General features: G+C 58.7%; 19 protein-coding genes and 1 pseudogene. 8 read left to right on the top strand and 12 right to left on the bottom strand.

Annotated features, from left to right (window positions below; all coding sequences use genetic code 11):
• The first annotated feature begins 73 nt into the window (after positions 1-73).
• The 4 genes from NKG99_RS17130 (at position 74) to NKG99_RS17115 (ending at position 5128) form a co-directional block, all read left to right on the top strand.
• On the top strand, positions 74-799 hold the full coding sequence (locus tag NKG99_RS17130; RefSeq protein ID WP_352869748.1) for an SDR family oxidoreductase: 726 nt from the start codon (positions 74-76) through the stop codon (positions 797-799).
• 65 nt (positions 800-864) lie between these two features.
• The gene (locus NKG99_RS17125) at positions 865-1929 is read left to right on the top strand and encodes an ABC transporter ATP-binding protein (protein WP_352869746.1); all 1065 of its coding nucleotides are present in this window, start codon (positions 865-867) and stop codon (positions 1927-1929) included.
• A 69-nt stretch (positions 1930-1998) separates the two neighbouring features.
• Complete coding sequence (locus NKG99_RS17120; RefSeq protein ID WP_352869744.1) at positions 1999-4047, top strand: bifunctional aldolase/short-chain dehydrogenase; 2049 nt, start codon at positions 1999-2001, stop codon at positions 4045-4047.
• 40 nt (positions 4048-4087) lie between these two features.
• The gene (locus NKG99_RS17115) at positions 4088-5128 is read left to right on the top strand and encodes an NAD(P)H-dependent glycerol-3-phosphate dehydrogenase (RefSeq protein WP_352869742.1); all 1041 of its coding nucleotides are present in this window, start codon (positions 4088-4090) and stop codon (positions 5126-5128) included.
• Positions 5129-5233: 105 nt separating this feature from the next.
• Here the strand turns inward: NKG99_RS17115 and NKG99_RS17110 are convergent.
• The 4 genes and pseudogenes from NKG99_RS17110 to NKG99_RS17095 form a co-directional block, all read right to left on the bottom strand.
• Positions 5234-5930: pseudogene (locus NKG99_RS17110) on the bottom strand (FAD-dependent oxidoreductase); the annotation flags it as partial.
• Between the two features lie 24 nt (positions 5931-5954).
• Complete coding sequence (gene purU, locus NKG99_RS17105) at positions 5955-6851, bottom strand: formyltetrahydrofolate deformylase (protein WP_352869740.1); 897 nt, start codon at positions 6849-6851, stop codon at positions 5955-5957.
• Between the two features lie 23 nt (positions 6852-6874).
• Complete coding sequence (folD, locus tag NKG99_RS17100) at positions 6875-7759, bottom strand: bifunctional methylenetetrahydrofolate dehydrogenase/methenyltetrahydrofolate cyclohydrolase FolD (protein ID WP_352869738.1); 885 nt, start codon at positions 7757-7759, stop codon at positions 6875-6877.
• A 109-nt stretch (positions 7760-7868) separates the two neighbouring features.
• Positions 7869-9146, bottom strand: coding sequence for a 2-methylserine hydroxymethyltransferase (locus tag NKG99_RS17095; RefSeq protein ID WP_352869736.1), 1278 nt, complete (start codon positions 9144-9146; stop codon positions 7869-7871).
• A gap of 130 nt (positions 9147-9276) precedes the next feature.
• Between NKG99_RS17095 and NKG99_RS17090 the strand changes: the two genes are divergently transcribed.
• Entirely contained in the window at positions 9277-10173 is an 897-nt protein-coding gene (locus NKG99_RS17090; RefSeq protein WP_352869734.1) for a LysR family transcriptional regulator, read from the top strand.
• 13 nt (positions 10174-10186) lie between these two features.
• On the opposite strand, the gene dsdA is transcribed toward NKG99_RS17090, so the two are convergent.
• From dsdA to NKG99_RS17065, 5 genes are all read right to left on the bottom strand, one after another.
• Complete coding sequence (gene dsdA / locus NKG99_RS17085; RefSeq protein WP_352869732.1) at positions 10187-11563, bottom strand: D-serine ammonia-lyase; 1377 nt, start codon at positions 11561-11563, stop codon at positions 10187-10189.
• 20 nt (positions 11564-11583) lie between these two features.
• Positions 11584-12342, bottom strand: a complete 759-nt coding sequence (locus NKG99_RS17080; RefSeq protein ID WP_352869730.1) for an amino acid ABC transporter ATP-binding protein — start codon at positions 12340-12342, stop codon at positions 11584-11586.
• 25 nt (positions 12343-12367) lie between these two features.
• On the bottom strand, positions 12368-13498 hold the full coding sequence (locus NKG99_RS17075) for an amino acid ABC transporter permease (protein WP_352869728.1): 1131 nt from the start codon (positions 13496-13498) through the stop codon (positions 12368-12370).
• Positions 13495-14703, bottom strand: coding sequence for an ABC transporter permease subunit (locus tag NKG99_RS17070; protein WP_352869726.1), 1209 nt, complete (start codon positions 14701-14703; stop codon positions 13495-13497). Before NKG99_RS17070 ends, NKG99_RS17075 begins: the two co-directional genes overlap by 4 nt.
• A 67-nt stretch (positions 14704-14770) precedes the next feature.
• Positions 14771-15802, bottom strand: a complete 1032-nt coding sequence (locus NKG99_RS17065) for a transporter substrate-binding domain-containing protein (protein WP_352869724.1) — start codon at positions 15800-15802, stop codon at positions 14771-14773.
• A 1518-nt stretch (positions 15803-17320) separates the two neighbouring features.
• Between NKG99_RS17065 and NKG99_RS17060 the strand changes: the two genes are divergently transcribed.
• Both NKG99_RS17060 and NKG99_RS17055 read left to right on the top strand, forming a co-directional pair.
• Positions 17321-17677 carry a MarR family winged helix-turn-helix transcriptional regulator gene (locus tag NKG99_RS17060; protein ID WP_352869722.1) on the top strand — a complete coding sequence of 119 codons (357 nt, stop codon included), beginning with the start codon at positions 17321-17323 and terminating at the stop codon, positions 17675-17677.
• A 17-nt stretch (positions 17678-17694) separates the two neighbouring features.
• A complete protein-coding gene (locus NKG99_RS17055; protein WP_352869720.1) occupies positions 17695-18429 on the top strand; it encodes an NADPH-dependent F420 reductase in 735 nt (244 codons plus the stop codon).
• A gap of 175 nt (positions 18430-18604) precedes the next feature.
• Here NKG99_RS17055 and NKG99_RS17050 read toward each other — a convergent pair whose 3' ends face one another.
• Entirely contained in the window at positions 18605-18940 is a 336-nt protein-coding gene (locus tag NKG99_RS17050) for a cupin domain-containing protein (protein ID WP_352869719.1), read from the bottom strand.
• A gap of 152 nt (positions 18941-19092) precedes the next feature.
• Positions 19093-19719, bottom strand: a complete 627-nt coding sequence (locus NKG99_RS17045) for a TetR/AcrR family transcriptional regulator (RefSeq protein WP_352869718.1) — start codon at positions 19717-19719, stop codon at positions 19093-19095.
• A 128-nt stretch (positions 19720-19847) separates the two neighbouring features.
• Here NKG99_RS17045 and NKG99_RS17040 point away from each other — a divergent pair, with 128 nt between their 5' ends.
• Positions 19848-20726, top strand: a complete 879-nt coding sequence (locus NKG99_RS17040) for an SDR family oxidoreductase (protein ID WP_352869716.1) — start codon at positions 19848-19850, stop codon at positions 20724-20726.
• A gap of 234 nt (positions 20727-20960) precedes the next feature.
• Here NKG99_RS17040 and NKG99_RS17035 read toward each other — a convergent pair whose 3' ends face one another.
• The gene (locus NKG99_RS17035; RefSeq protein ID WP_352869714.1) at positions 20961-21593 is read right to left on the bottom strand and encodes a tyrosine-type recombinase/integrase; all 633 of its coding nucleotides are present in this window, start codon (positions 21591-21593) and stop codon (positions 20961-20963) included.
• Positions 21594-21823 lie beyond the last annotated feature (230 nt).

The following is a 21823-nucleotide window of genomic DNA, read 5'->3' as shown; positions in this document are numbered from 1 at the left end:
ATGTCCTCTGGCCCTCGCCAGTGGCAACGCTTCTCGGGGATCGACTACCCAGAACAGTGCGGAAGGCTGAAACATGGCGGACAAGCCGCTGATTGCAATTACAGGCGCGAGCTCTGGCATCGGCGAGGCGACGGCGCGGGCTTTTTCGGCAGCCGGTCACCCGGTGCTGCTGATGGCGCGCCGTCTCGACCGGCTGCAGGCGCTCGGACTGCCGAACGCCGTGCTGAAACAGGTCGATGTGCGTGATCGCGCCGCACTGGCTGCAGCCGTTGCCGATGCCGAAGCGCAATTCGGACCGGTGGATATGATGTTCGCCAATGCCGGCCTCGCCCGTCTCGGCGACATCGCCAAGCAGCCACCCGAAGAGTGGGACGAGATGATCGACATCAACACCAAGGGCGTGATGAATTCCGTCCATGCGGTGATGAAAGGCATGATCGCACATCGCCACGGCACCCTGATGATGATGAGTTCGATTGCAGGCCGCAAGTCCTATCCGGACCACACGGTCTATTGCGGCACCAAGTATTTCGTCCATGCGGTCTCGGAAAGCCTCCGCGAATATCTGGCGCCGCACGATGTGCGCGTCATCGTCCTGTCGCCCGGCATTATTGACACGGAAGTGCTGGATCATGTGAAGGACGAGAATACGCTGGCCAGCTACAAGGCCAACAAGGAGGCGATCGGCGGCGGCATTTCCGCCGATATCGTCGCGGAGCTGATCCTCAATGCCTACAATCTTCCGCAGAAGGCGATCGTGCAGGAAATCGTCATCACCCCGACCCGGCAGAGATACTGACACTACATCCGGCGATCCGGCTGTAGTGAACAATGAAAATTGAAAGACGCGTGGAGAAGAAGTTCATGGCAACCGTAGAGTATCAGCGCATCGGCAAATCTTTCAGTGCCTTCAATATCATGCGGGATATCTCGTTTTTGATCGAGGATCACCAGTTCGTCGTTCTGCTCGGGCCGTCCGGCTGTGGGAAGACCACCCTGTTGCGCATGACCGCAGGCCTGGAGAGCGTCACCTATGGGGATCTGCTGATCTCCGGCCGCCGCGTCAACGATGTGCATCCGCGCGACCGCGACATCGCCATGGTGTTCCAGAACTATGCGCTCTATCCGACCATGAAGGTCTACGAGAACATTGCGTTTAGCCTGGAAGTGGCAAAACGGCCGCCGACCGAAATCAAGAGGCGTGTCGAACACGCCGCAGAGATCCTCAATCTCACGCCCTATCTGCAGCGGTATCCGAAGGAGCTTTCGGGCGGCCAGCGCCAGCGTGTCGCCATGGGGCGGGCGATGGTGCGCGAAGCGGCGGTGTTCCTGTTCGACGAGCCGCTTTCCAACCTCGACGCCAAGCTGCGTGCGCATATGCGCACCGAAATCCGCCAGCTTCACAACAGGCTGAAGACGACCACGATCTATGTGACCCATGACCAGATAGAGGCCATGACCATGGCCGACAAAATCGTCGTGATGCGGGCCGGCAAGATCGAGCAGATCGGCACGCCGGACGATGTCTACGACAGGCCCGCGAGCAAGTATGTCGCCGACTTCATCGGCTCGTCAGCGATCAACTTCCTGACCGGCGTCGTCGTCGCCGATCAGGGTGCGCTGGCTGCCGAAACCAAGGCGGGCCTCATTCGGCTCGCACCATCCGTAAAGGTGTTTACCGGCCAGCGGGTTATCTGCGGCGTCCGTCCGACCGATGTCACGGTCGATCCGCAGGGATCCATTGTCGCGCGCTCGCTGCTGATCGAGCGCATGGGGCATGAGGCGCAACTCTGCTGCGAGGGTCCGGAAGGTCAGTTCCTGGCGATCGTCGACAAGTCGGCCCATTTCGACACGCATGCGGATGTCCGTTTTTCGATCGCGCCCGAAAAGGTGCATGTCTTCGACGCCGCCACGGAAAACCGGGTCTGACACTGAACCCATTGGATATTCGGTTTTTGCAACCCGGTTCGCGAGGATGCGGGAAGAGAGGAAATAGTGATGAAATCGAGATGGAACGACAGCGAGCTTGGATCCGTGGTCGAGGCTTATGTCGGAAAGGGCGTAAACCGCGATCTGGCGATTCGGACCTATACGACGCGCCTGCTCGGGCAAGACCCGGAACTGGTGCTGCACGGCGGCGGCAATACGTCGGTTAAGGCGGCGTTTACCGATCGGGACGGCGCCTCGGTCGATGTGCTTTGCGTCAAGGGCAGCGGCTGGGATATGGGCACGATCGAGCCACAGGGCTTGCCGGCCGTTCGGCTAGAGCCCCTGAAGGCCATGGTCGGTTTCGACGAATTGAGCGATGACGAGATGGTGATGCTGCAGCGGCGGCTCCTGATGGACCCGAACGCACCGAACCCGTCCGTCGAAGCCATCCTGCATGCATTGCTCCCTTTCAAGCATATCGACCACACCCATGCCAATGCGATCGTCTCCCTGACGAACCAGCCGCATGGCGAAGACCTCATCCGCGACCTGTTCCCCAAGTCGATCATCGTTCCCTATGTCATGCCTGGCTTCCTCTTGGCCAAGGCGTGCGATGCGGCCTTCCGCGCCAATCCCCGGGGCGATGGCATGATCCTTCTCAAGCATGGTATTTTCACTTGGTCTGACGATCCACGCGCAGCCTATGAGGACATGATCGACAAGATCGACCAGGCTGAACGGAGGTTGGCAAAAGGCCGGCCCAGGCCCTTTACGCCCGTCGAACTGCCCGTGGAGATGGCCACGGTGGCGGAGATCGCGCCGATCCTGCGCGGTGCCATCGCCATCGACACCGGCGTCGAGGGAGCACCCAAGCGTCTCATCCTCGAACACCGGACCAGTGAAAAGGTGCTCGACTTTTGCAACGCCGAGACGGTGGCGGGCCTCGTCAAACGCGGCAATGCGACACCCGAACACGTCATCCATATCAAGCGCTTCGGCATCGCCTTGCCTGCGCCTATCTCGGGGCTTCTGAGCGAATGGGCGGAGGTGGTCCGTGACGCGGTCGCGGTCTACCAAGCGGAGTACCGCGCCTATTTCGAGCGCAACAATGCCCGTGTCGGCGGCGGAAAGACGATGCTCGATCCGATGCCGCGCGTCTTCTATGTCGCCGGGATCGGCCTGTTTGCAGCTGGCGCCACGCGCAAGAACGCGCTTGTCGGCGCCGATGTGGCCGAAGCAACGATTGACGTGATTACCAAGGCCGAGGGTATCGAATCGTTCGAGGCTTTACCCGAAGCCGATCTTTTCGATATTGAATACTGGTCGCTGGAGCAGGTCAAACTGACCAAGCAGGTGGAAAAGCCCCTGACCCGGCAGGTGGCGGTGGTAACCGGTTCCGCTGGCGGGCTTGGTCTGGCCATCGCCGAAGCGCTTCGTTCCGAGGGCGCCGAGGTTGCGCTGATCGACATTGCCGAAGACGCCGTGGCACGCCAGGCCAAGCGGCTGGGCGGGCTCGGCGTCGCCTGCGACGTTACCGATCCCGCCGCAGTGGACGCCGCCATCGCCGAAGTGGCAGGCTATTTTGGCGGGGTGGACATCCTGATCTCCAATGCCGGCGCGGCGTTTCAGGGCCGGCTGCTCGATGTGCCGGAGGATACCTTCCGGAAGGCATTCGAACTGAATTTCTGGGCCCATCATTATATGGCTCGTGCCGCCGTGCAGGTGATGGAAAAGCAGAAGACCGGTGGCGCGATCGTCTTCAATGTGTCGAAACAGGCCGTGAATCCCGGGGCGGATTTCGGCCCCTACGGCACGTCGAAGGCGGCGCTGATGGCGCTGATGCGTCAATACGCGATCGAGCACGGCGCATCCGGCATCACGTCGAATGCAGTCAACGCCGACAGGATCCGTACCGGATTGATGACAGACGAGATGGTCAGCGAGAGAAGCCGCGCGCGCGGCCTGACACCGGAGGCCTATATGCGTGGCAACCTCGTCGGCCGCGAGGTAACGGGTTCCGACGTTGCGGCTGCCTTCGTGCATCTCGCCAAGGCTCGGGCCAGCACCGGAGCCGTGATCACGGTGGACGGCGGCAATGTCGCAGCGATGATGCGCTAGCGGCTGCGCCTCCTAATTGAAACGACATGAGGAGGTCATCTTGGCAAAAATCGTCGTACTCGGTGCCGGTGTGATGGGTACAGCCCTATGCGTCCCCGCTGCCGAGAACAACCACACGGTGCTGCTCGTCGGTACGCCGCTCGACAGCGACATCGTGACTGCCATGCGGCAACCGGGCGGGGTTCATCCCAAACTTGACTACGCGCTATCTGACAACGTGGAGGCGATCCCTTTCGACGGGCTACGGTCTCACCACCTCAGCGACGCCGATTTCATTATTGTCGGAGTGAGCAGCCCCGGGATCGCCTGGGTGACCGACATCCTCAACCGGCTTATGACAGCACCCCGTCCGGTGGCCTTAGTGACAAAGGGGCTCGACCCGGCAGGTTCTACCGTGTCGACCTATGCCCAAACGCTTCCGTTCCGTATTCCCATGATGAGCGCCTTCATCGGCATCGGCGGACCGTGTATCGCCCGCGAACTTGCCAACCGTCTGCCGACCGCCAGCATTTACGCCTGTCAGGATATTTCGACCGCCGAACGGTTCGCGGCGATCATGGAAACGGACTATTACCGTTTGGCGGTGACAGCCGACGTCACGGGCGTCGAAGCCTGCGCCGCACTCAAGAATTTCTTTGCGATCGGTGTCAGCGCCATGCAGACGCGATATCCCGATCAAAAACGTGCGGACGGTCAGTCCAAAAACCCCACGGCTGCAGCCTTCACCCAGGCCAGTTTGGAAATGGCAAGGCTTTGCGAGAGACTGGGCGGCCATGCCGCGACAGCATTCGGGCTTGCCGGCCTCGGCGATCTGCATGTCACGGTCGGCGGAGGGCGCAACAGCCGCCTCGGCCATGGGCTCGGAACCGGCCGCAGCGTCCTTGATGTCTTGTCCAGCGACTTGTTTGGCGAAACGGTCGAAGGCGTGGATACTGCGCGGGTTCTGGCGACAATGGCGCTGGAGAAACCCAGCATCGACGGCGAAGCGAGCCCTTATTTCCCGCTTGCGTCTGCCATTATGGATGCCGTTCTTCAGCAGAAACCCTTCTCGTTGGATTTTTCATGCCTCGTTGTTCAGTAGCCACCGGCTCAAATCGACAAGGGAGAGGGGTTTTCCCGGAAGACAACCGAAGCGCGCGACAATAAAGTCGTCGCTGTTATAGCGTCAGGCGCGCAGCCCCGGTGCCTGCACGCGGCCGCTTTCCACCTCTAGCCGGATAATGTCCGTTCCAAAGTACTGACGCCAAGTTCCTCAGACGTCTTTGCCAGCGCATTGGCAAATTTGGAGCAGCCCCCGGTCTCGTTCTTTGGGGTGAGGAGGCGACAATCCTTTCCCGGACATGTGCCAGCGCGGGCTCCGACCTGATGCACCCATCGCGGTCAAGCGCTTCGTAGGGAATTCCATCAGCAGCAAGCGCCTTCACATCTTTTGCCGAGGCGTCGAGCTGTTGCTTGGTCCGGAAGAGCTGCTGAGTTCCCTGCGTTCTCCCATCGTATTCGATGCCCGTCTCTGCACGAAGGCTTGCGAGCGAAACGCGGCTGTAATCGGCAAGGCGCAACATCCGGCTTTTGTTGATCGCGTACCGTTCCGAATTGCAGTTGGCGAGCATCCTAGTCAGCCAGGACAGCATGGCCGTGTCTAGTTTCGGGCGAAGGATGAGAGGAGCATGCTTCATGAACAGCCACTTCATCGCCTTTAACGGTATGCCAGGGGCAGCCCAAGGGGAACAGTAGCCGAAGGAAATTTCACCGGCGTTGGCGAAGCTCGTCTCAAGCGCTGGCCCCTTTTGTCTGTCGATGACGATCACCTCGTGTCCCGCCTTTGCCAACTGGTAGGCGGATGTCACACCGACGATCCCGGCGCCCAGAACTGCCACTTTCATTTGAGACTGAGGTTGCTGGAGGGCTCACCCCATGCGTTCGGAGGCATAGGATCCGGGCGATGCCGGGAAGACCACCGCCTTGCTTCCGTTGATGAAAACGCGACCATGGATGTGAGCGTGGATCGCACGGGCGAGAACCTGGCTCTCAACATCGCGGCCAAGGCTCACGTAGTCTTCGGCACTTTGTGCGTGCGTGACCCGCACAATGTCCTGCTCGATAATCGGACCCTCGTCCAGGTCCGCTGTCACATAATGTGAAGTCGCGCCGATGAGCTTCACCCCGCGCTCGTAGGCTTGCTTGTAGGGATTTGCGCCCTTGAAGCTCGGCAGGAAGGAGTGATGGATGTTGATGATCCGCCCCGACATCTGTCGGCACATTTCATCTGAAAGCACCTGCATATAGCGGGCGAGAATAATGAGCTCAGCTCCGGATTCTTGCACGATGCGCATTTGCGCCGCCTCGGCCTCGGGCTTGTTTTCTTTTGTGACCTTGATGCAATGGAATGGGATGTCGTGGTTAACGACTACGCGCTGGTATTCCATATGGTTCGAGATAACCCCTACGATATCGATCGGAAGCGCTCCGATGCGCCATCTGTAGAGGAGATCGTTCAGGCAGTGGCCGAAGCGTGACACCATGAGGATCACCTTCTTTCTGACCGATTCGTCGAAGAACTCGGCGGTTGCCCCGAAGTTGCTGGCGATAGGATCGAAGCCCTGCTGAAGCTGATCGAGTGTCCGCGTCTCGTCGGGCTGAAAGCTCACGCGCATGAAATAGCGTCCGGTATCGCCATCGTCGAACTGTGCGCTATCAGAGATGTTGCATCCGCTTTCGGACAAGTAAGTCGCTATGGCAGCAGTGACACCCCGGATCGCGGGGCATGCGACGCGAAGCGCGAAGCGCTGTTTTGTGTCGGTCATTGGAAAGATCCTAGGTTTCTTGCTCAAGCCACTCGCTGACGACGAAAGGCGGTCAGCGTATTCGACAACAGGCAGGCGATGGTCATGGGGCCGACACCGCCGGGAACTGGCGTGATCGCACCGGCATGTCCGGCCTCTGCAAAGGCAACGTCGCCAACGATCCGCGACTTGCCATCCTCCTCAATCCTATTGATGCCGACGTCGATGACGACGGCGCCAGGCTTGATCCAGTCGCCGCGGACGAGACTGGGTCGTCCGGCTGCTGCGACGAGGACATCGGCCGAGCGGCAAATATCCGCGATGTTCTTGGTGTGCGAATGAACGATCGTCACTGTACAATTCGCGCTCAGCAACATCTGCGCCATCGGCTTGCCGACGATGTTCGATTTGCCGATGACGACTGCGTGGAGGCCAGCAAGGTCTGTGCCGAGCGCATCCTTGATAAGCATCATGCATCCGAGCGGCGTGCAGGGAGCAAGAGCGGGCTGTCCGGTCGCCAGCCGGCCTGCGTTCGAAACGTGGAAACCATCTACATCCTTGTCCGGATTGATCGCCTGGATGATAGCGTTTGGATCGAGATGTTTGGGCAACGGCAGCTGGACGAGGATTCCGTGGACTTCCGCAGCGACATTGAGGCGAGCGACAAGACGCATCAGCTCTTCCTGCGAAGTCTCTTCCGGCAACCGGTGCTCGAATGATTTCATTCCGACAGCCACTGTCTGGCGCTGCTTCGCAGCAACGTAAACAGCGCTTGCCGGATCAGATCCGACAAGCACGACGGCCAATCCAGGGATAGCCTCCGTTTGGCCCTTAAGGGCCGCGACATCGCTCTTGATTGTTTCCAGCAGGTTTGAGGCAAACTGTTTGCCATCGATGGTCGCAGCGCTGGTAAATCTATCCATTCCCATGTCGTATGCTCCAATGGATGAGGGCTCGGGTACTCATGAGCGGATGTAAAAAGCCATGCCGCACGAAGCGGTAGCGCGAGCGGCATGCTTGGGGGCCGGTGGAGTTACGTCAGCGCCCGTAAACCGGGAAGTTGCTGGTTAGTGCTGCGACCTTGGCTTTTGCACTTTCGACCACGTCATCTGCCTTGCCGACGGCTTCGGCATCGATGAGGTCTGCAATCACGTTGCCGAGTATGCGGAATTCCTCCTCTTTAAGCCCGCGCGTCGTCGCTGCCGATGTACCAAGGCGCATGCCGACCCACTCCGGAGGACGGGGGCTGTCGCCAGGGATAGGGTTTTTGTTGGATGTGATGTTCGCTCGGGCGAGTACGACCTCGACCTGCTTACCGATCAGCCCCTTGTTGGAGAGATCGAGAAGAACGATGTGCGTATCGGTCCCTCCAGACACGATGCGGATGCCGCGATCAGCAAGTGTTCCCGCCAGAACTTTGGCATTTGACGTCACCTGACGTGCATAAACCTTGAAATCGTCGCGCAAAGCTTCACCCAGGCAGATCGCTTTTGCTGCTAGGACATTGCTGTGCAAGGAGCCCTGAACGCCTGGGAAAACCGCTGCCTGCAGTTTCTTATACCAGTCCTCGTTATTCGTGAGGATCAGGCCACCGCGCGGACCGCGAAGGGTCTTGGTCGTCGTGCAAGTCACGATATCGGCATAGGGGAAAGGCGACGGGTGGACGCCCGCGGCAACCAGGCCTGCGATATGCGCCATGTCAACCATGAAATAGGCGCCAACCTTTTTGGCAATCTTCGACATGCGCTCGAAATTGAGTTCGCGCGGATAGGCCGAACCACCTGTGATGAGCAGCTTGGGGCGCACTTCTTCTGCGATCCGCGCCATCTCATCGAGATCAATGACCTCATTCTGCTGATTTACGCCATAGTTGCTGGCGTCGAACCAGCGGCCGGAGAGATTACCCTTCATACCGTGCGAGAGGTGACCGCCGGCAGCGAGGTCCAGCGAAAGAACCTTATCGCCGGGCTTCAGAAGCAGGAAGAACACGGCAAGATTGGCTTGGGTGCCCGAGTGCGGCTGAACGTTTGCGTAACCGCAGTTGAAAAGCTCCTTCGCGCGATCGATCGCAGCCTGCTCGACGACGTCTACGAACTCTCCGCCACCGTGGAAACGGTTGCCCGGATAGCCTTCGAGAGTCTTGTTCGTCATTTCGTGGCCTAGCGCGTCGAGGACGGCGCGGCTCACGATATTCTCGGATGCGATCAACTCGATCTGGTTTTGCTGCCGTGCGCGTTCTGCAGCAAGTGCATTCGCCACGAGAGGGTCGCGCTCCTCGACGTGAGTTGAAAAAAACGCCTTCGGCGAGTTGGCCATCGCTAGTCTCCACAGTCAGGATTTCCTGCTGCCGAACGTTAGTTTGAGCGATGATCCAGAAAAAGTTAATAATATTTGCATATATCTTCAGGGATGCTAATGATTGATCGTTAGGATCGAGGAGGACCAAGTGGACATCGGTCGCCTGCGCGCGTTGCGCGAATTGTCGATCCGCAAGACCATGGCGGCGGTGGCGGAAGCGCTCTACGTCTCCCCATCTGCGGTGTCACAACAGATTGCGCTTCTGGAAGACGAAGTGGGAATCAAGCTGATCGAGCGGCGCGGTCGTGGCGTCGTCATGACGGCCGCGGGCCAACAACTCGTGGAGCGAGCGGAGCGGATACTTCAGGAGATCGAATCGGCGCGTGCGGAAATCGCTGAATTGAAAACCGTAGTGTCCGGCGAAGTTCGCGTGGCGGCCTTCCCGTCGGTCGCTGCGGCTCTCATTCCAAGGGTCGTACACCGTCTGGTAGACATGCATCCGCGTTTGACAGTTCAGTTCGACGAAATGGAGCCGGCCGAGAGCGTCGCCGCGCTTCGAAGCTGGCAGACGGATGTGGCAATCATCGATGACCTCAACATCCCGACAGGCGCGCTGGACCCGAACATCGAAACCATTTTTCTGTTGGAAGACGTCTTCAACGTAATGGTATCGAAGCATCACCAGCTTTCGGAGCGCCCAACCGTCAACTTCAAGGAGCTCAAGAACGAAAGGTGGGCAATCGATACTGCCTCCGAAACCTACACACGAATGCTCGCCGATGCCTGTCAGGCAGCCGGCTTCAAACCAAACATCGTCGCACGCTGCAAGGGTTTCGAGGTCACGATTGCCATGATCCGACAGGGGTATGGCATTTCGATACTTCCTGGGCTTCGGGCCAGTCACGACCTCGAAGACGTATGGGTATGCAAAGTCGTTCCGGAAATCCGGCGCAAGATTTTCCTAGCGTTCCGAAAGGGAGAGAAACGAAGCCCGGCGTTGCAGATCTTCATAGACGAGATAACGCGCAAGCCGATTCTGTCATAAGCCGCCGCGAGGATTACCCCAAAGCAGCGGCAGCACGACCATTCGAACCTGTGCCGATCTCAGAGCCCTCGGCAAGAGCTTCCGCCTGCTGCAGGAAGTTCTTGAACTGCTCCTGCGGAACGAATGAACCGCCCGTGGTCCAAAGAATGTGGGTCGCACGAGACATCTTCGCCTGAAGGCCTCTCTCCCGCTGGAATCGGCGTCCAGCTTCATGTCGGACGATGAAATTCGGTCCAATCAGCGCCGCGGCCGCAGATGGCTCCAGCTTCTGACCCTGAGTTAACCATGCCGCACGTAGCAACCTGAACAGGTCGTCGTCGGCAACCGTGAAAATGCCTGCCAGCATTTCGCGCATCACTGTTGCCACGAATGACGACATTCGCGCGACCGCCATGCCATCAGCTTCGGTTCTGTTGGTCAGGCCGATATCATAGACCGAGACGAGTGCCTTGGACCCGGACATCATATGCGCAAGTGCGCATGGCGACTGGGTAGGCTCGACAAAGAAGGCGTGGACGTGGTCACCAAGAATGGCTTTTGCGCCGTAGGCCACGCCTCCGGGGGCCCCGCCTATACCGCAAGGCAGGTATAGAAATAGCGGATGATCCGCGTCGACCGGGATCCCCAGATCTGCAAGTTGCTCTGCTAGTTCACCCGCTGCGGCACTGTATCCCAGGAAGAGGTGACGCGACTGTTCATCATCGACGAAATAGATGGTTGGATCCGAGGCGGCTTTGTCCCGTGCGTTCTCCACCGCGGTTGTATAGTCAGCTTCGTGCTGAACGACTTCAACGCCAAGACGGCGAAGGCGCTCAACTTTCCAAGCCTTGGCATCCGACGACATGTGCACGGTCGCCTTGAAGCCCAGGGCGCGGGCGGCGATTCCGACACTCAGTCCGAGATTGCCAGTACTGCCGACGGCGAGGGTATAGGCTGAGAAGAGTGCCCGGGCTGGGTCGTCGGCCAGCTTCACAATGTCATCGTCGTCGGAGAGAAGTCCGGTCTTTCGGGCGAGCTCCTCGGCAAATAGGAAAACCTCATAGACACCTCCCCGCGCCTTGATGGAGCCAGCCACGGGGAGATGACTGTCAGCCTTGATGAGGGTGCGGCCGAACTCTCTCGATCTGTAGCCAAGGGCCTCATGCAATTCCTTGAGCTCAACAAGCTCAGATCGAATCCGTCCTGACGTCGCCTTAAGTTCGGGGAAGCACGCCGCCAGCAGGGGCGCCAATCGCGCCCAGTTTCTACAAGCATCGGTTACATCGTTGGGCGAAATCGGAAGCTCAGCGTCACCGATGGCTCCATTGCGATACAAGGGATTGAGCCAAAGGGTCGGCTTCGCGGCCAGAAGATCGGCGCGGGCGGGATCTGTGGGCAGCCGAACTTTCATATTGGAATCCTTGGATGTCGCTAGTGTTTCAAGACACGGGCCAGGAACGAGCGGGCTCGATCGTTTCTGGGGTTGTCGAAGAACTCGTCCGGTTCGCCGATCTCAAGGATACTGCCCTGATCAATATAAACGATGCGGTCGGCCACCTCCCGCGCAAACCCCATCTCGTGCGTCACGATCATCATCGTCATACCGTCGGCCGCCAGCTCCCGCATGACGTCGAGCACCTCGCCGATCATCTCCGGATCCAGGGCGGAGGTCGGCTCATCGAACAACATCAGATGGGGCTCCATCGCAAGCGAACGGGCGATAGCCACCCGTTGCTGTTGCCCGCCGGACAGCTGGCCTGGGTACTTGTGGGAGTGCGCTGAAAGTCCGACCCGGTCGAGGAGTTTCAATGCCGTGTCCTCGGCCTCTTTCTTAGATTTCTTGCGGACACGCATCGGAGCGATCGTGATATTCTCGACAACTGTCTTGTGCGGGAAGAGATTGAATTGCTGAAACACCATCCCGACGCCCTTGCGGATGGCCACCAGTTCGCGCTCGCCGCCCAGCACGCGGTCCGCCTGGACAGGCATCTTGTAGCCATCCACTCGAAGATTGCCGGTCTGGTACATTTCCAGGCCGTTAACACAGCGGATGAGCGTCGATTTTCCAGATCCGCTGGCGCCGACCACGACCACGACCTCGCCCCGCGTCACCGAGAGATCGATGTCCTTCAAGACATGGTGGGTGCCATAGAACTTGTTCACGCCCGACATTTCGACAATCGCATTCATCGATCGGCTCCTCTTTGGTTGATGCTCAGCGGCTGCCGCGCGCCAGATGGGCTTCGAGTTTACGGGCTACGAAGGTTATGACCGATCCGATCAGGAAATATGTCAAGAACAGGAAGGCATACACTTCATAGGTCCGATTGCTGTATTCGGGATTCGCGAGAATCATTTGGCCCGCGCGCAGGAAGTCCGTAAGGCCGATGATGAAGACCAGTGGCGCGGCATTGAAGATATCGAGAACGTTGCCAACCAGGGCGGGCACGACGACGCGCAACGCCTGGGGCAGAACGATGGACCGGTTGATGTCGAATTCGGCCATGCCGAGAGACCGGGCCGCCTCGACCTGGCCGCGAGGCACCGCCTGCAGGCCGCTCCGGACGTATTCTGCAACGTAGGCGGAGTAGAAAATCGTGAAGCCGATCATGCCTCGCGCCACGTCGGCAATGCTCAGCTGTGGCGTGAGCACCGGCATGATGATCCAGATCCAGTAGATGACCAGGATAAGCGGCACTGATCGCATTACCTCGATATAGGCGGTGCAGATCCAGCGCACGCTCGAGAAGCGGCTACGTCTGCCGAAAGCCAAGAGGATGCCGATAGGAAGGCTTACGATGGATGTCACGAGGGTCAGAAGGATGCTGAGCAGCAAACCGCCCCACAGGCCCACTCCGGGGGGCGCTATGACGGCAAAGATGGCGATGAGGCCCACGGCGGCACCCGGTAGAACCAAGCGCCGGGCAACCGTAGAGTGGGAGCTGGCGAACCAGGTGCCACCAAACAGGGCTAGGCCGGCCATCGCGAAGCCCACCGCCACAGGATCCCGGACAAACCCGGCCGCCAAGCAGGCGAGTGCGCAGAGAGCAAGCACCAACCCGTGGTGTCTTCGGAGCGCGAAAACGCAGCCAAGTCCCGCACCAAGCAGCGCGGTAATGATCAGGGCCGCGGTCCAAGCCCGCCAAGCCTGGTCGGCCGGGAATATGCCGATCATGAGCACGCGGATGCTGCGGGGAATGATGTCCCATTGGGCGACCGTGAGCGCCCAGCGCAGAGCCTCAAAGGCCATCCAGATGACGGCTGGGATCACCGTCAGCGAAAGCAGGACGTCGAACGGCTTGCCGAACAGATTGTGGTGCGACCATTTCAGAGGTTTAGCAATCATCGCGCAGCTCCAACGGCGTTGAGGCGATGGTCGATCGCACCTACGATAGCGCTGATGATCCAGCTGATTACTAGATAGGCGAGCATCACGATGATGATGCCCTCAAGGCTATGGCCGGTCTGGTTTGCAACGGTGCCATAGATGTTGAAGAGGTCTGGATAGCCGATGGCGATGCCAAGCGCGGTGTTCTTGGTGAGACTGATATACTGGTTGCCAAACGAAGGCAGTACCACCCGGAAGACCTGGGGCAGGATGATGTCGTTGACGATGTCTCTACGGCTTAGGCCAAGTGCGGCCGCGGCCTCCCATTGGCCCTTGGGCAGCGTATCGATCGCACCACGGACAATCTCCGCGATGTAGGACGCGCTATTGAACACGATACCCAGGAGCAGCGCGGCCATCTCAGGGCTGATGCTAGTCCCGCCGCTCGCCTTAAATTTCGAGGCCATCGGAAAATCGACGGCGATCGTGCCCTTACCGAGCATCAGGGCAAAAACGACAACCGCAACGGCGCAGCATAACCAGCGCGCCCTGCCGCGGTCGAAAATCGTTCCGACGATGGCGACGACGCATGCTGTCAACAGAACTAGGGCCACCGCATCGCCTGCGCCTTGCCAGGTGAGTGTCGGCAGATAAAGTCCCTGTTGGCTAATGATCACACCATAAAACTTGGCGGCGCTTGCGATTGCAGGAAACTGCAGGACGACCGCGAAATACCAGAAAACGATCTGGATCAAGAGCGGCGTGTTTCTTACGAACTCGACCACCCAGAAGCAGAGATTACGGACGACCCAGTTGGTTGAGAGTCGTCCAACACCGAAGAGAGTGCCAAGCACAGTGCTGAGCACGATACCGAGGATCGCGACCTTCAGCGTGTTGAAGAGGCCGGCTACAAACGCCTGCGCGAGATTGAGGTCAGCAGTGAAATCGGTGAGTCTTGGCCCGATGCTCTGATCGAAAACAACGGTCTTCCCCTCGCTTATGTCAAAGCCTGCACTGTTCCAAAGGAAGGTGAAGGTGAAGTTGATCCCGCGCTGAGCGAGACCGCTGTTCACCAGCATACCGAGCAGCAGTACCAGCGCGATTGCCACGACAACGATCGCCAGCTGTGTTGCCTGATATTTGACCCTGTTACGGCGTCGGCGCGCAACGATAGAAGCTGCATCCGAGCGCGCGACGCCTGCATTTGCCTGTTCCAACGCCATTGTCCAGATCCGAGCCGCCAGGGATAGACGCCGGGGCGGAGGAGCCCGCCCCGGTCGGTTCACGTGGTCAGTTCCACAGCGGGGAATAGATCGCACCGCCCTCGGTCCATGGGGCGTTCGGCGTGCCCTTGCGGTCTAGGAACATCTTCGTCTTTGGCCCCAGGTTACGATCGTAGAGCTCGCCGTAGTTACCGACCGCCTTGATCGCCTGCGCGTTAAAGTCGTCCGGCAAACCGAAATCCTTGCCGAATCCGGCACCGACGCCGAGGAACTTCTGGATGAAGGGATCGTTGCTCTTCAGCTTCTCTTCCAGGTTGGCCTGCGTGACGCCGGACTCTTCGGCCTGGAACAGGCCGTAGCTGATCCAGCGAAGCGCGTTGCGCCACCGCGAGTCATTCGCGACGACAAAGCCGGCGAATGGCGACTTGTCGAGCGTATCGGGCAAGATCAGATAGTCTGCCGGCTTGGCCGAGTTGCCAGCCCAGGCAGCAAGGGCGGAGCGGTCAGTGCTCATGGCGTTGCAGCGACCCGAGTTCAGCGCGGCGAACAGCTTCTCGAGGTTCTCGTAGGTGAGGACCTTGGAATCTTTCCAGCCACGAGCCTTGAATGCACTGCTGAGAACGGTTTCGGTTGCCGAGCCCTGGGTCGTGCAGAAGGTGGCGCCGTCGAGATCGGCGAACTGCTTCGCGCCCGACGCGACCTTCACCATGATCCCCGTGCCGTCATAGAAATTGATGGGCAGAAAATCGATCGCGATGGCTGACTCCCGGGCCGGTTTCATCGTCGTGTGAGCAAAGACCACGTCGACCTGGCCAGTCAGGACCGCATCGAAGCGGCTCTTGTCGGTTACGGTGACGAACTTCACCTTGGATGCGTCGCCCAGAACGCCAGCGGCGATGGCCTTGCAGAAATCGACGTCGAGGCCTTCCATCTTGCCTGTTGCGGTGTTGAGGTAACCGAAGCCCGGTGCGGTGTTGTCAGTTCCGCAATTCAGCACACCGCGCTGCTTGACTGTGTCCAACACCGATGCAGAGGCCTCGGTGGCAACGAATGCGAGTCCGGCCAAGAAGCCGGCCGTCAGAATTTTGAGAAGAGTCATTCTAGTTCCCCTTTCGGATCGCGATGGCGAATTTGGTCGCCGACTGACTGGCTTTGGCGGGGATCAATGAATTTTTTCGACGGCTCTTGCCGTTCTATTGGATGCGTTCCCACCAGAAACCCAAGGGTCGCGAGGAACACCACACGGCCCGTCAGGCGGCAGTCGCGACGATAGGAGGACATTTCATTCAAATATACTTAATTTTACTTGATTAATACGTAAGTAAAAATGTTGGATTGAGGGCGACCTCGGTCATTATCCTTTTCGCCCAATCGCTAGGCCGTAGGGATCAAGCAGCGGCGTGATAGCGAAGGAGCCTGGATCGCAAGCGGATTGTGAATATAGCGAAATGGCAGGTTCTGGACAGAGCTCCCCGGTAGCAGCCGGTCAGTGCCCGGCCCAATTCCAGCCGCGTGCGATGATGAGCACCTCTAACATTACGTGTCCAAATCCACTACGGGCCGCATGACTTTGACCACTGCCTTTGTGAGCAGCAGTCAGCACTCTGCCACTTGTTTGATGCCGACTTTCGCAAGAAAATGGGCTGCTTTTGCCGTATTCCGCACGAAGTCGCATCGATTGGCGCCAGTACAATGAGTGGCAACCGGCCTCTGCCGCTTACGTGCAAATTGCCCGACATCGAGCTAACGGACCCACGCCGGCCTAATCCTTTGGAATATATATTGAAACTGGCGCACCCGACAGAATTCGAATCTGTGACCTCTGCCTTCGGAGGGCAAGGCACTCCCTGCGCCAGATTTGTAGGCAGGACGGTCTCGTTTCGTTAGCCGCTGCAGTCGGCACTGGCAGTTCGATGGGTGGGGGAAAGGCGGTAGCGCTCTCCCACTACCAACCTACCTTTAAGCTATTGAAATCACAACAAAAACATGAACCTTTGGTGGCGCCCTGTCCAAAAAAACTTCAATGATTTCCGGGCCGAGCCTGCTACCTTGTGGTGCCAACGAAACGTCGCAGAGGCGCCAGACGCGGTCTTTGCCAAGCGCCAGTCTGATGTCGCCTTTGGGCCGTAACCGGACTGTCAGGTCTCGGCAGGCATTTGAGATCAGCTGCCGTTCTCCATACGACCCCATCTCGGTCATTCCAGCCCTAAGCTCGAAATCGTAAAAGCTGCCATTCCTTCGCTGCGGGCCACATCAACAACGCGCCCCCTCCAGTCGTTTGGGGCCGCGGCATCCTCTCCCGAAAGCTGCCGTTGCCCAGCGTCCCCGATGCCCACCCGAGGGACCCCTGCCGGGCATATGTCGATCAGGTTTTCGAGAACCCCAGGCCCTCCAAGGCGCATTCGCCGGAAGATTAGTCGCGCACGCGGTCTGACTCCAGCAGCTGGAGGGTTGCAATCCTCCATAGCTACATTATCTAGTGCACTAGATACTAGTTCGCCAGTGAACTCGGTTTGTCTCTTTGGGCTATGGTATGGCACCTCAAAAAAGCGCGTCACATTTGGTTCGAATGCAAATCTCGTTCGCCCTGTACGGGGCGGCGGGCCGGATGGCACGCATGCACAAGCCGTTCCTCGATCCGCTGGGCCTGACCTTTCCCCAGTACCTTGTGATGCTGGAGCTCTATGCGTCCGCGCCCCGGTCCGTAGGTGATCTTGGAAACGCTATGGGCATGGACACCGGCACGATCACCCCATTGCTCAAGCGGCTCGATACCTGCGGGATGGTGACGCGAATGCGCGATCCCGAGGACGAACGCCGGGTCCTTGTCGATCTCACACCTGCCGCTCACAGCATCAAGGACGAGGTCTGGACCATCTCCGGCAAGATCAAGAGTGCCTGTCAAATGTCCGAGGACGAGATCATTGCGCTGCGAGACACTCTTCATGACTTCGCTCACCCTGCTAAAATTTGAAAACCAAAGGATGTAAAATGAAAATCGGAATCATTGGGGCCGGCAACATCGGCTCGCTGGTTGCAAAGAAGCTGGACGCCGCTGGCCACCAGGTGAAACTGGCGAACTCGCGTGGCCCCGAAAGTCTTGCGGACACAGTTGCCGGCACCGGCATCCAGGCCGTTGGGAGAGAGGCGGCAGTACTGGATGCCGATGTGGTCATCCTGTCAGTGCCCTTTGCCAAGAACCCAGACCTGGCAACGATTCTTGCCGGCGCCCCTGCTGGCGCAATCGTGGTGGACACCTCCAATTACTATCCAACCCGTGACAGCAAAATCTTCGAGGTTGATAGCGGCAAGCCGGAGACCGTTTGGGCCAGCGAGCAGGTGGGGCGTCCCCTTGTTAAGGCTTGGAACGCGCTGCTAACGCAGACATTGGCAGAGGCCGGTTTGGAGGCCGGTGCTCCAGGTCGCATTGCCATCCCGATTTCGGGTGACGACGCCGCGGCCAAAGCACTTGTATCCGATCTCATCAGCGTCACTGGCTTCGATACGGTGGATGCGGGTACTCTTGAGGAGTCCTGGCGACTGCATCCGGGCACTCCCGCCTATTGCACTGAGTTGACCGCCCACGAACTCAAGGCTGCGCTCGCCGCCGCTGACAGGAAACGCGCTCCTTCGAACCGCGACGCCATCATGGCATCGTTCTCCAAGCCGGATGCAGAGTTCACCCGAGCTGGCGCAGTCGCAACCAATCGGTCTCTCTCTGCCTGATTTAGATTGCGGCCGCCCGCGATAAGCGGGCGGCACGCAGCCTTCGCCAACTTACTGGGGCGCCTATTTCACTAGGGCCATCGCCATGGACCCTCGCTCTCCACATGCCCTGAAAATTTCTGAAGGGGTTGAAGCCTTCACGAAACCGTGGCCCCTGGCGTCATTGACCGCCACACTAATCCACGTGTTGATATTGCTCGAGTTTCCAATCCGGTCTTGTGATAGTTAAGTAGGTAAGAGCACTGGTTTCAATGTAGTGAGCAATACATGCCTCAACGACCACGACGTCTTTCTCACCCACGTCGTACTCCTTGTCGCCAACGACAAATTTCGCCGTCCCTTTAACAATAAAGTATATTTCATTGGTTTCCTTATTCAGGTGCTGACCTGATTGTGGACTTATCATCGTCAGCGTTTGATATGAAATGCCCACCTCACTGTTTAGGAAATATTTCCATATCGTACCCTCTAACGTATTTATCTCTTTCGATTTTCTAGCTGGAATATGCATCGTTAGTCCTCATTGATGTCGCGCTTAGTTTCTTCATCGAGCTGCGGCCGAATGCGCTCCATTCGCCGCCAAATTCTCGCGCTCGGCCTGTGGCCACGTTTTTTTAGTCTGAGCTGACCATCAGGCGCCGCAGACGCCGAAATTTCCTTCGATCAGCCCCGCTCAACCGCAGCCTCGAGCAGCATCTTGGCCGCATCGCGCGTTGCAAGAGGTTCAACGCCCCCCCTCATGGCTTGTGCGTTCACGAGCGAGCCCTGGATGAGCGCTAGGATCTGAACGACCACGCTCTCTTGATTTTTTAACTTCAAGGGCTGGACGAGCGACACGACAAACTCATGTAAGTCATGGAAATATGCTGCGAGCGTTGCCTGCACCTCTGGGGTTTCCGCGTCCGGTCCGAACTCGGCCAGCCCTCGAACGAAAGGACAGCCGCGAAAAGTAGGCGCCTGGAAGGACTCGTTCAGTGCGTCGAATATGGCCAGCACGCGATTCAGCGGCACCGGTCCGGCTTGTTCGGTTGCAGTCGCCAGCATGTCGAACCACAGCGCGCTTTTGTGGCGCAGATAGGTAGCTGCAAGATTGGCCTTCGAGGGGAAGTGCTTATAGAACGTCATCTTTGCGACGCCGCTCTCGGCGATGATGCGATCTATTCCCACCGTATGGATGCTGTTCCGGTAAAATAGTTCAGACGCTGTTTTCAGAATTCGCTCTCGCGGAGCCAGGGCGTCCAGCGACCGCGATTCCAGGTCGAGGTACTCACTCACATCCAAAGTTTTCATTCTCGCCTGCCAGTGCGCGCTCGGTGTAAAAAACAGAATAGTCTGTCTATTTTCCCTTTGCAAGAGACATACAGGTCTGTATATATGCCGCTTGTCCCGTTAGGTGGGCAAGCGAGAGGATCGAGAAAATGAGCAGTAAGGTTGTAGTTGTTACCGGGGCGAGCAGCGGTTTTGGAAAGCTCACCGCCTTGGAGCTCGCCAGGCGCGGGCACGTGGTGGTCGCGACCATGCGCGACATCGAAGGCAAAAACAGCCAGATAGGCAGTGAGCTAATCAACGCTGCAATAGCCGAAGGGCATGAGCTGCAGGTCATTGAGATGGATGTGACGAACGAAGCGTCGGTCAACGCTGCGATCGATCGGGTCGTCGAGCAACACGGCAGGATTGATGCGCTCATCAACAACGCAGGCACGATGTTCGTCGGCGTGACCGAAGCCTACACGGTGGCAGACATCGAGCAGCAATTTGCGGTGAACTTTTTTGGGGCCGTAAGGGCCGACCGCGCCGTCCTACCCCATATGCGTGCTGCGGGTAGCGGCGTGCTGATCCATGTCACCTCGTTGATGGGGCGCGTCATCTTTCCGTTCTTTGGTGTCTATTCCGCGAGCAAGTTCGCGCTTGAAGCGCTTGCCGAGGCATATCGATATGAACTGTCCAGCTTCGGCGTAGACTCGGTGATCGTGGAACCCGGGCCATTTCCGAGCAATCTGCTTCCATCTAGCCCAGCGCCCTCGGACGAGCAGGTCTTGGCGACATATGGCGCAGTTGCGTTGGTCCCAGGCCAAATCAAAAACAACTCCGATCAGGGACTTGATCCTGCGAATCCACCCCGCCCTCAGTTGGTGGCTGACGCCATCGCACGGCTAGTCGAGGCTACGGAACGGCGCCCATTGCGCACCGTCGTCATGCCAGAGGGCATGGACTTCGGGGTGGAGGGACTGAATCTGGCCGTCGCTCCTATTCAAAACAACCTGCTTACTGCGCTCGGTATGTCGAACATGATCTGATAGCGGAACCGCCATCACGTCGCGGCCTATGACCTCAACGTCAGCTTTAGGCGCACGGGCGCCGAAAGCCGGCGGTCTGATTGCGGGCCCAAATTACCCAATCGCCGAAGTCTGCTTTTCAGGCCGGTCGATGCAGGAGCGGACTGTCCGCAACCCACCCCGAGACCGACAGGCCAGCAACCCACCTAGCGCGTTGAAGCGGCCGTCCGCGCTACGTCGGATAGCCGCTCAACTTCAAATTTCGGTTCGCTCAGCCAAGAGCAGCGCGTCCTCCACATCGGCACCTAGATATCGGACGGTGTTCTCAATTTTGGAGTGACCGAGCAGGATCTGGATGGCGCGGAGATTGCCTGTCGCCTTGTAGATCATTGATGCCTTCGTGCGCCGAAGAGAGTGTGTCCCATACTCCTCTGGACGCAGTCCGACTGCGGTCACCCACTCGTCAACCAGACGCGCGTACTGCCTCGTGCTCATATGGCGTGCGTGATCAATCCGGCTTGGGAAGGCGTAGTCCTCGACCGTGCCTCCACGCCGTTCGAGCCAGGCCAGCAGGCTCGCTCTTACGTCGCTGGTGATCTCGAACTGGACTGGACGACCTGTCTTCTGCTGCACGACGATCGCACGGGTCCGGATTTCCGGTCCGGCAACTAGATCACGAATCCTGATCTTGACCAGGTCGCAGCCGCGAAGCTTGCTGTCGATCGCAAGATCGAACAAAGCACGGTCCCGGACACGTCGCTCGCGATCGAGGAAGAAGCGAACTGCCCAGATCTGTTTCTGTGTCAGCGGACGCTTTGTGCCCACCTTCTTGTCTGCATTCCAAGCGGCTCTCTCTCGGCTAGCATCATCGAAATAAGAATGGCCCATGTGAGTTTTCCTCGGCCTTGATTGGCCAGACGAGGAACGGTGTCACCAGCATCACGCCTTGGGGGCCGATGAACGAACCCGCTGCGCGGGAGGGGCGCCTGCGGTTGAGGTAGAGATCAAGAACCGGTCGTCGCGCTCGCGTTGAGCGTCGTTCGGCTAGAGCAGAGCATGGCGAGCTTCTTCAACAAGGAGCCTGACCATGCACCATCCTATTCTCGATGCACGGATCA

This window comes from Mesorhizobium sp. M1409, from assembly GCF_040317535.1.
Taxonomy (GTDB): domain Bacteria; phylum Pseudomonadota; class Alphaproteobacteria; order Rhizobiales; family Rhizobiaceae; genus Mesorhizobium.
Note: the sequence above shows the minus strand (reverse complement) of the source record. Positions and strands in the feature narration are given on the sequence as shown.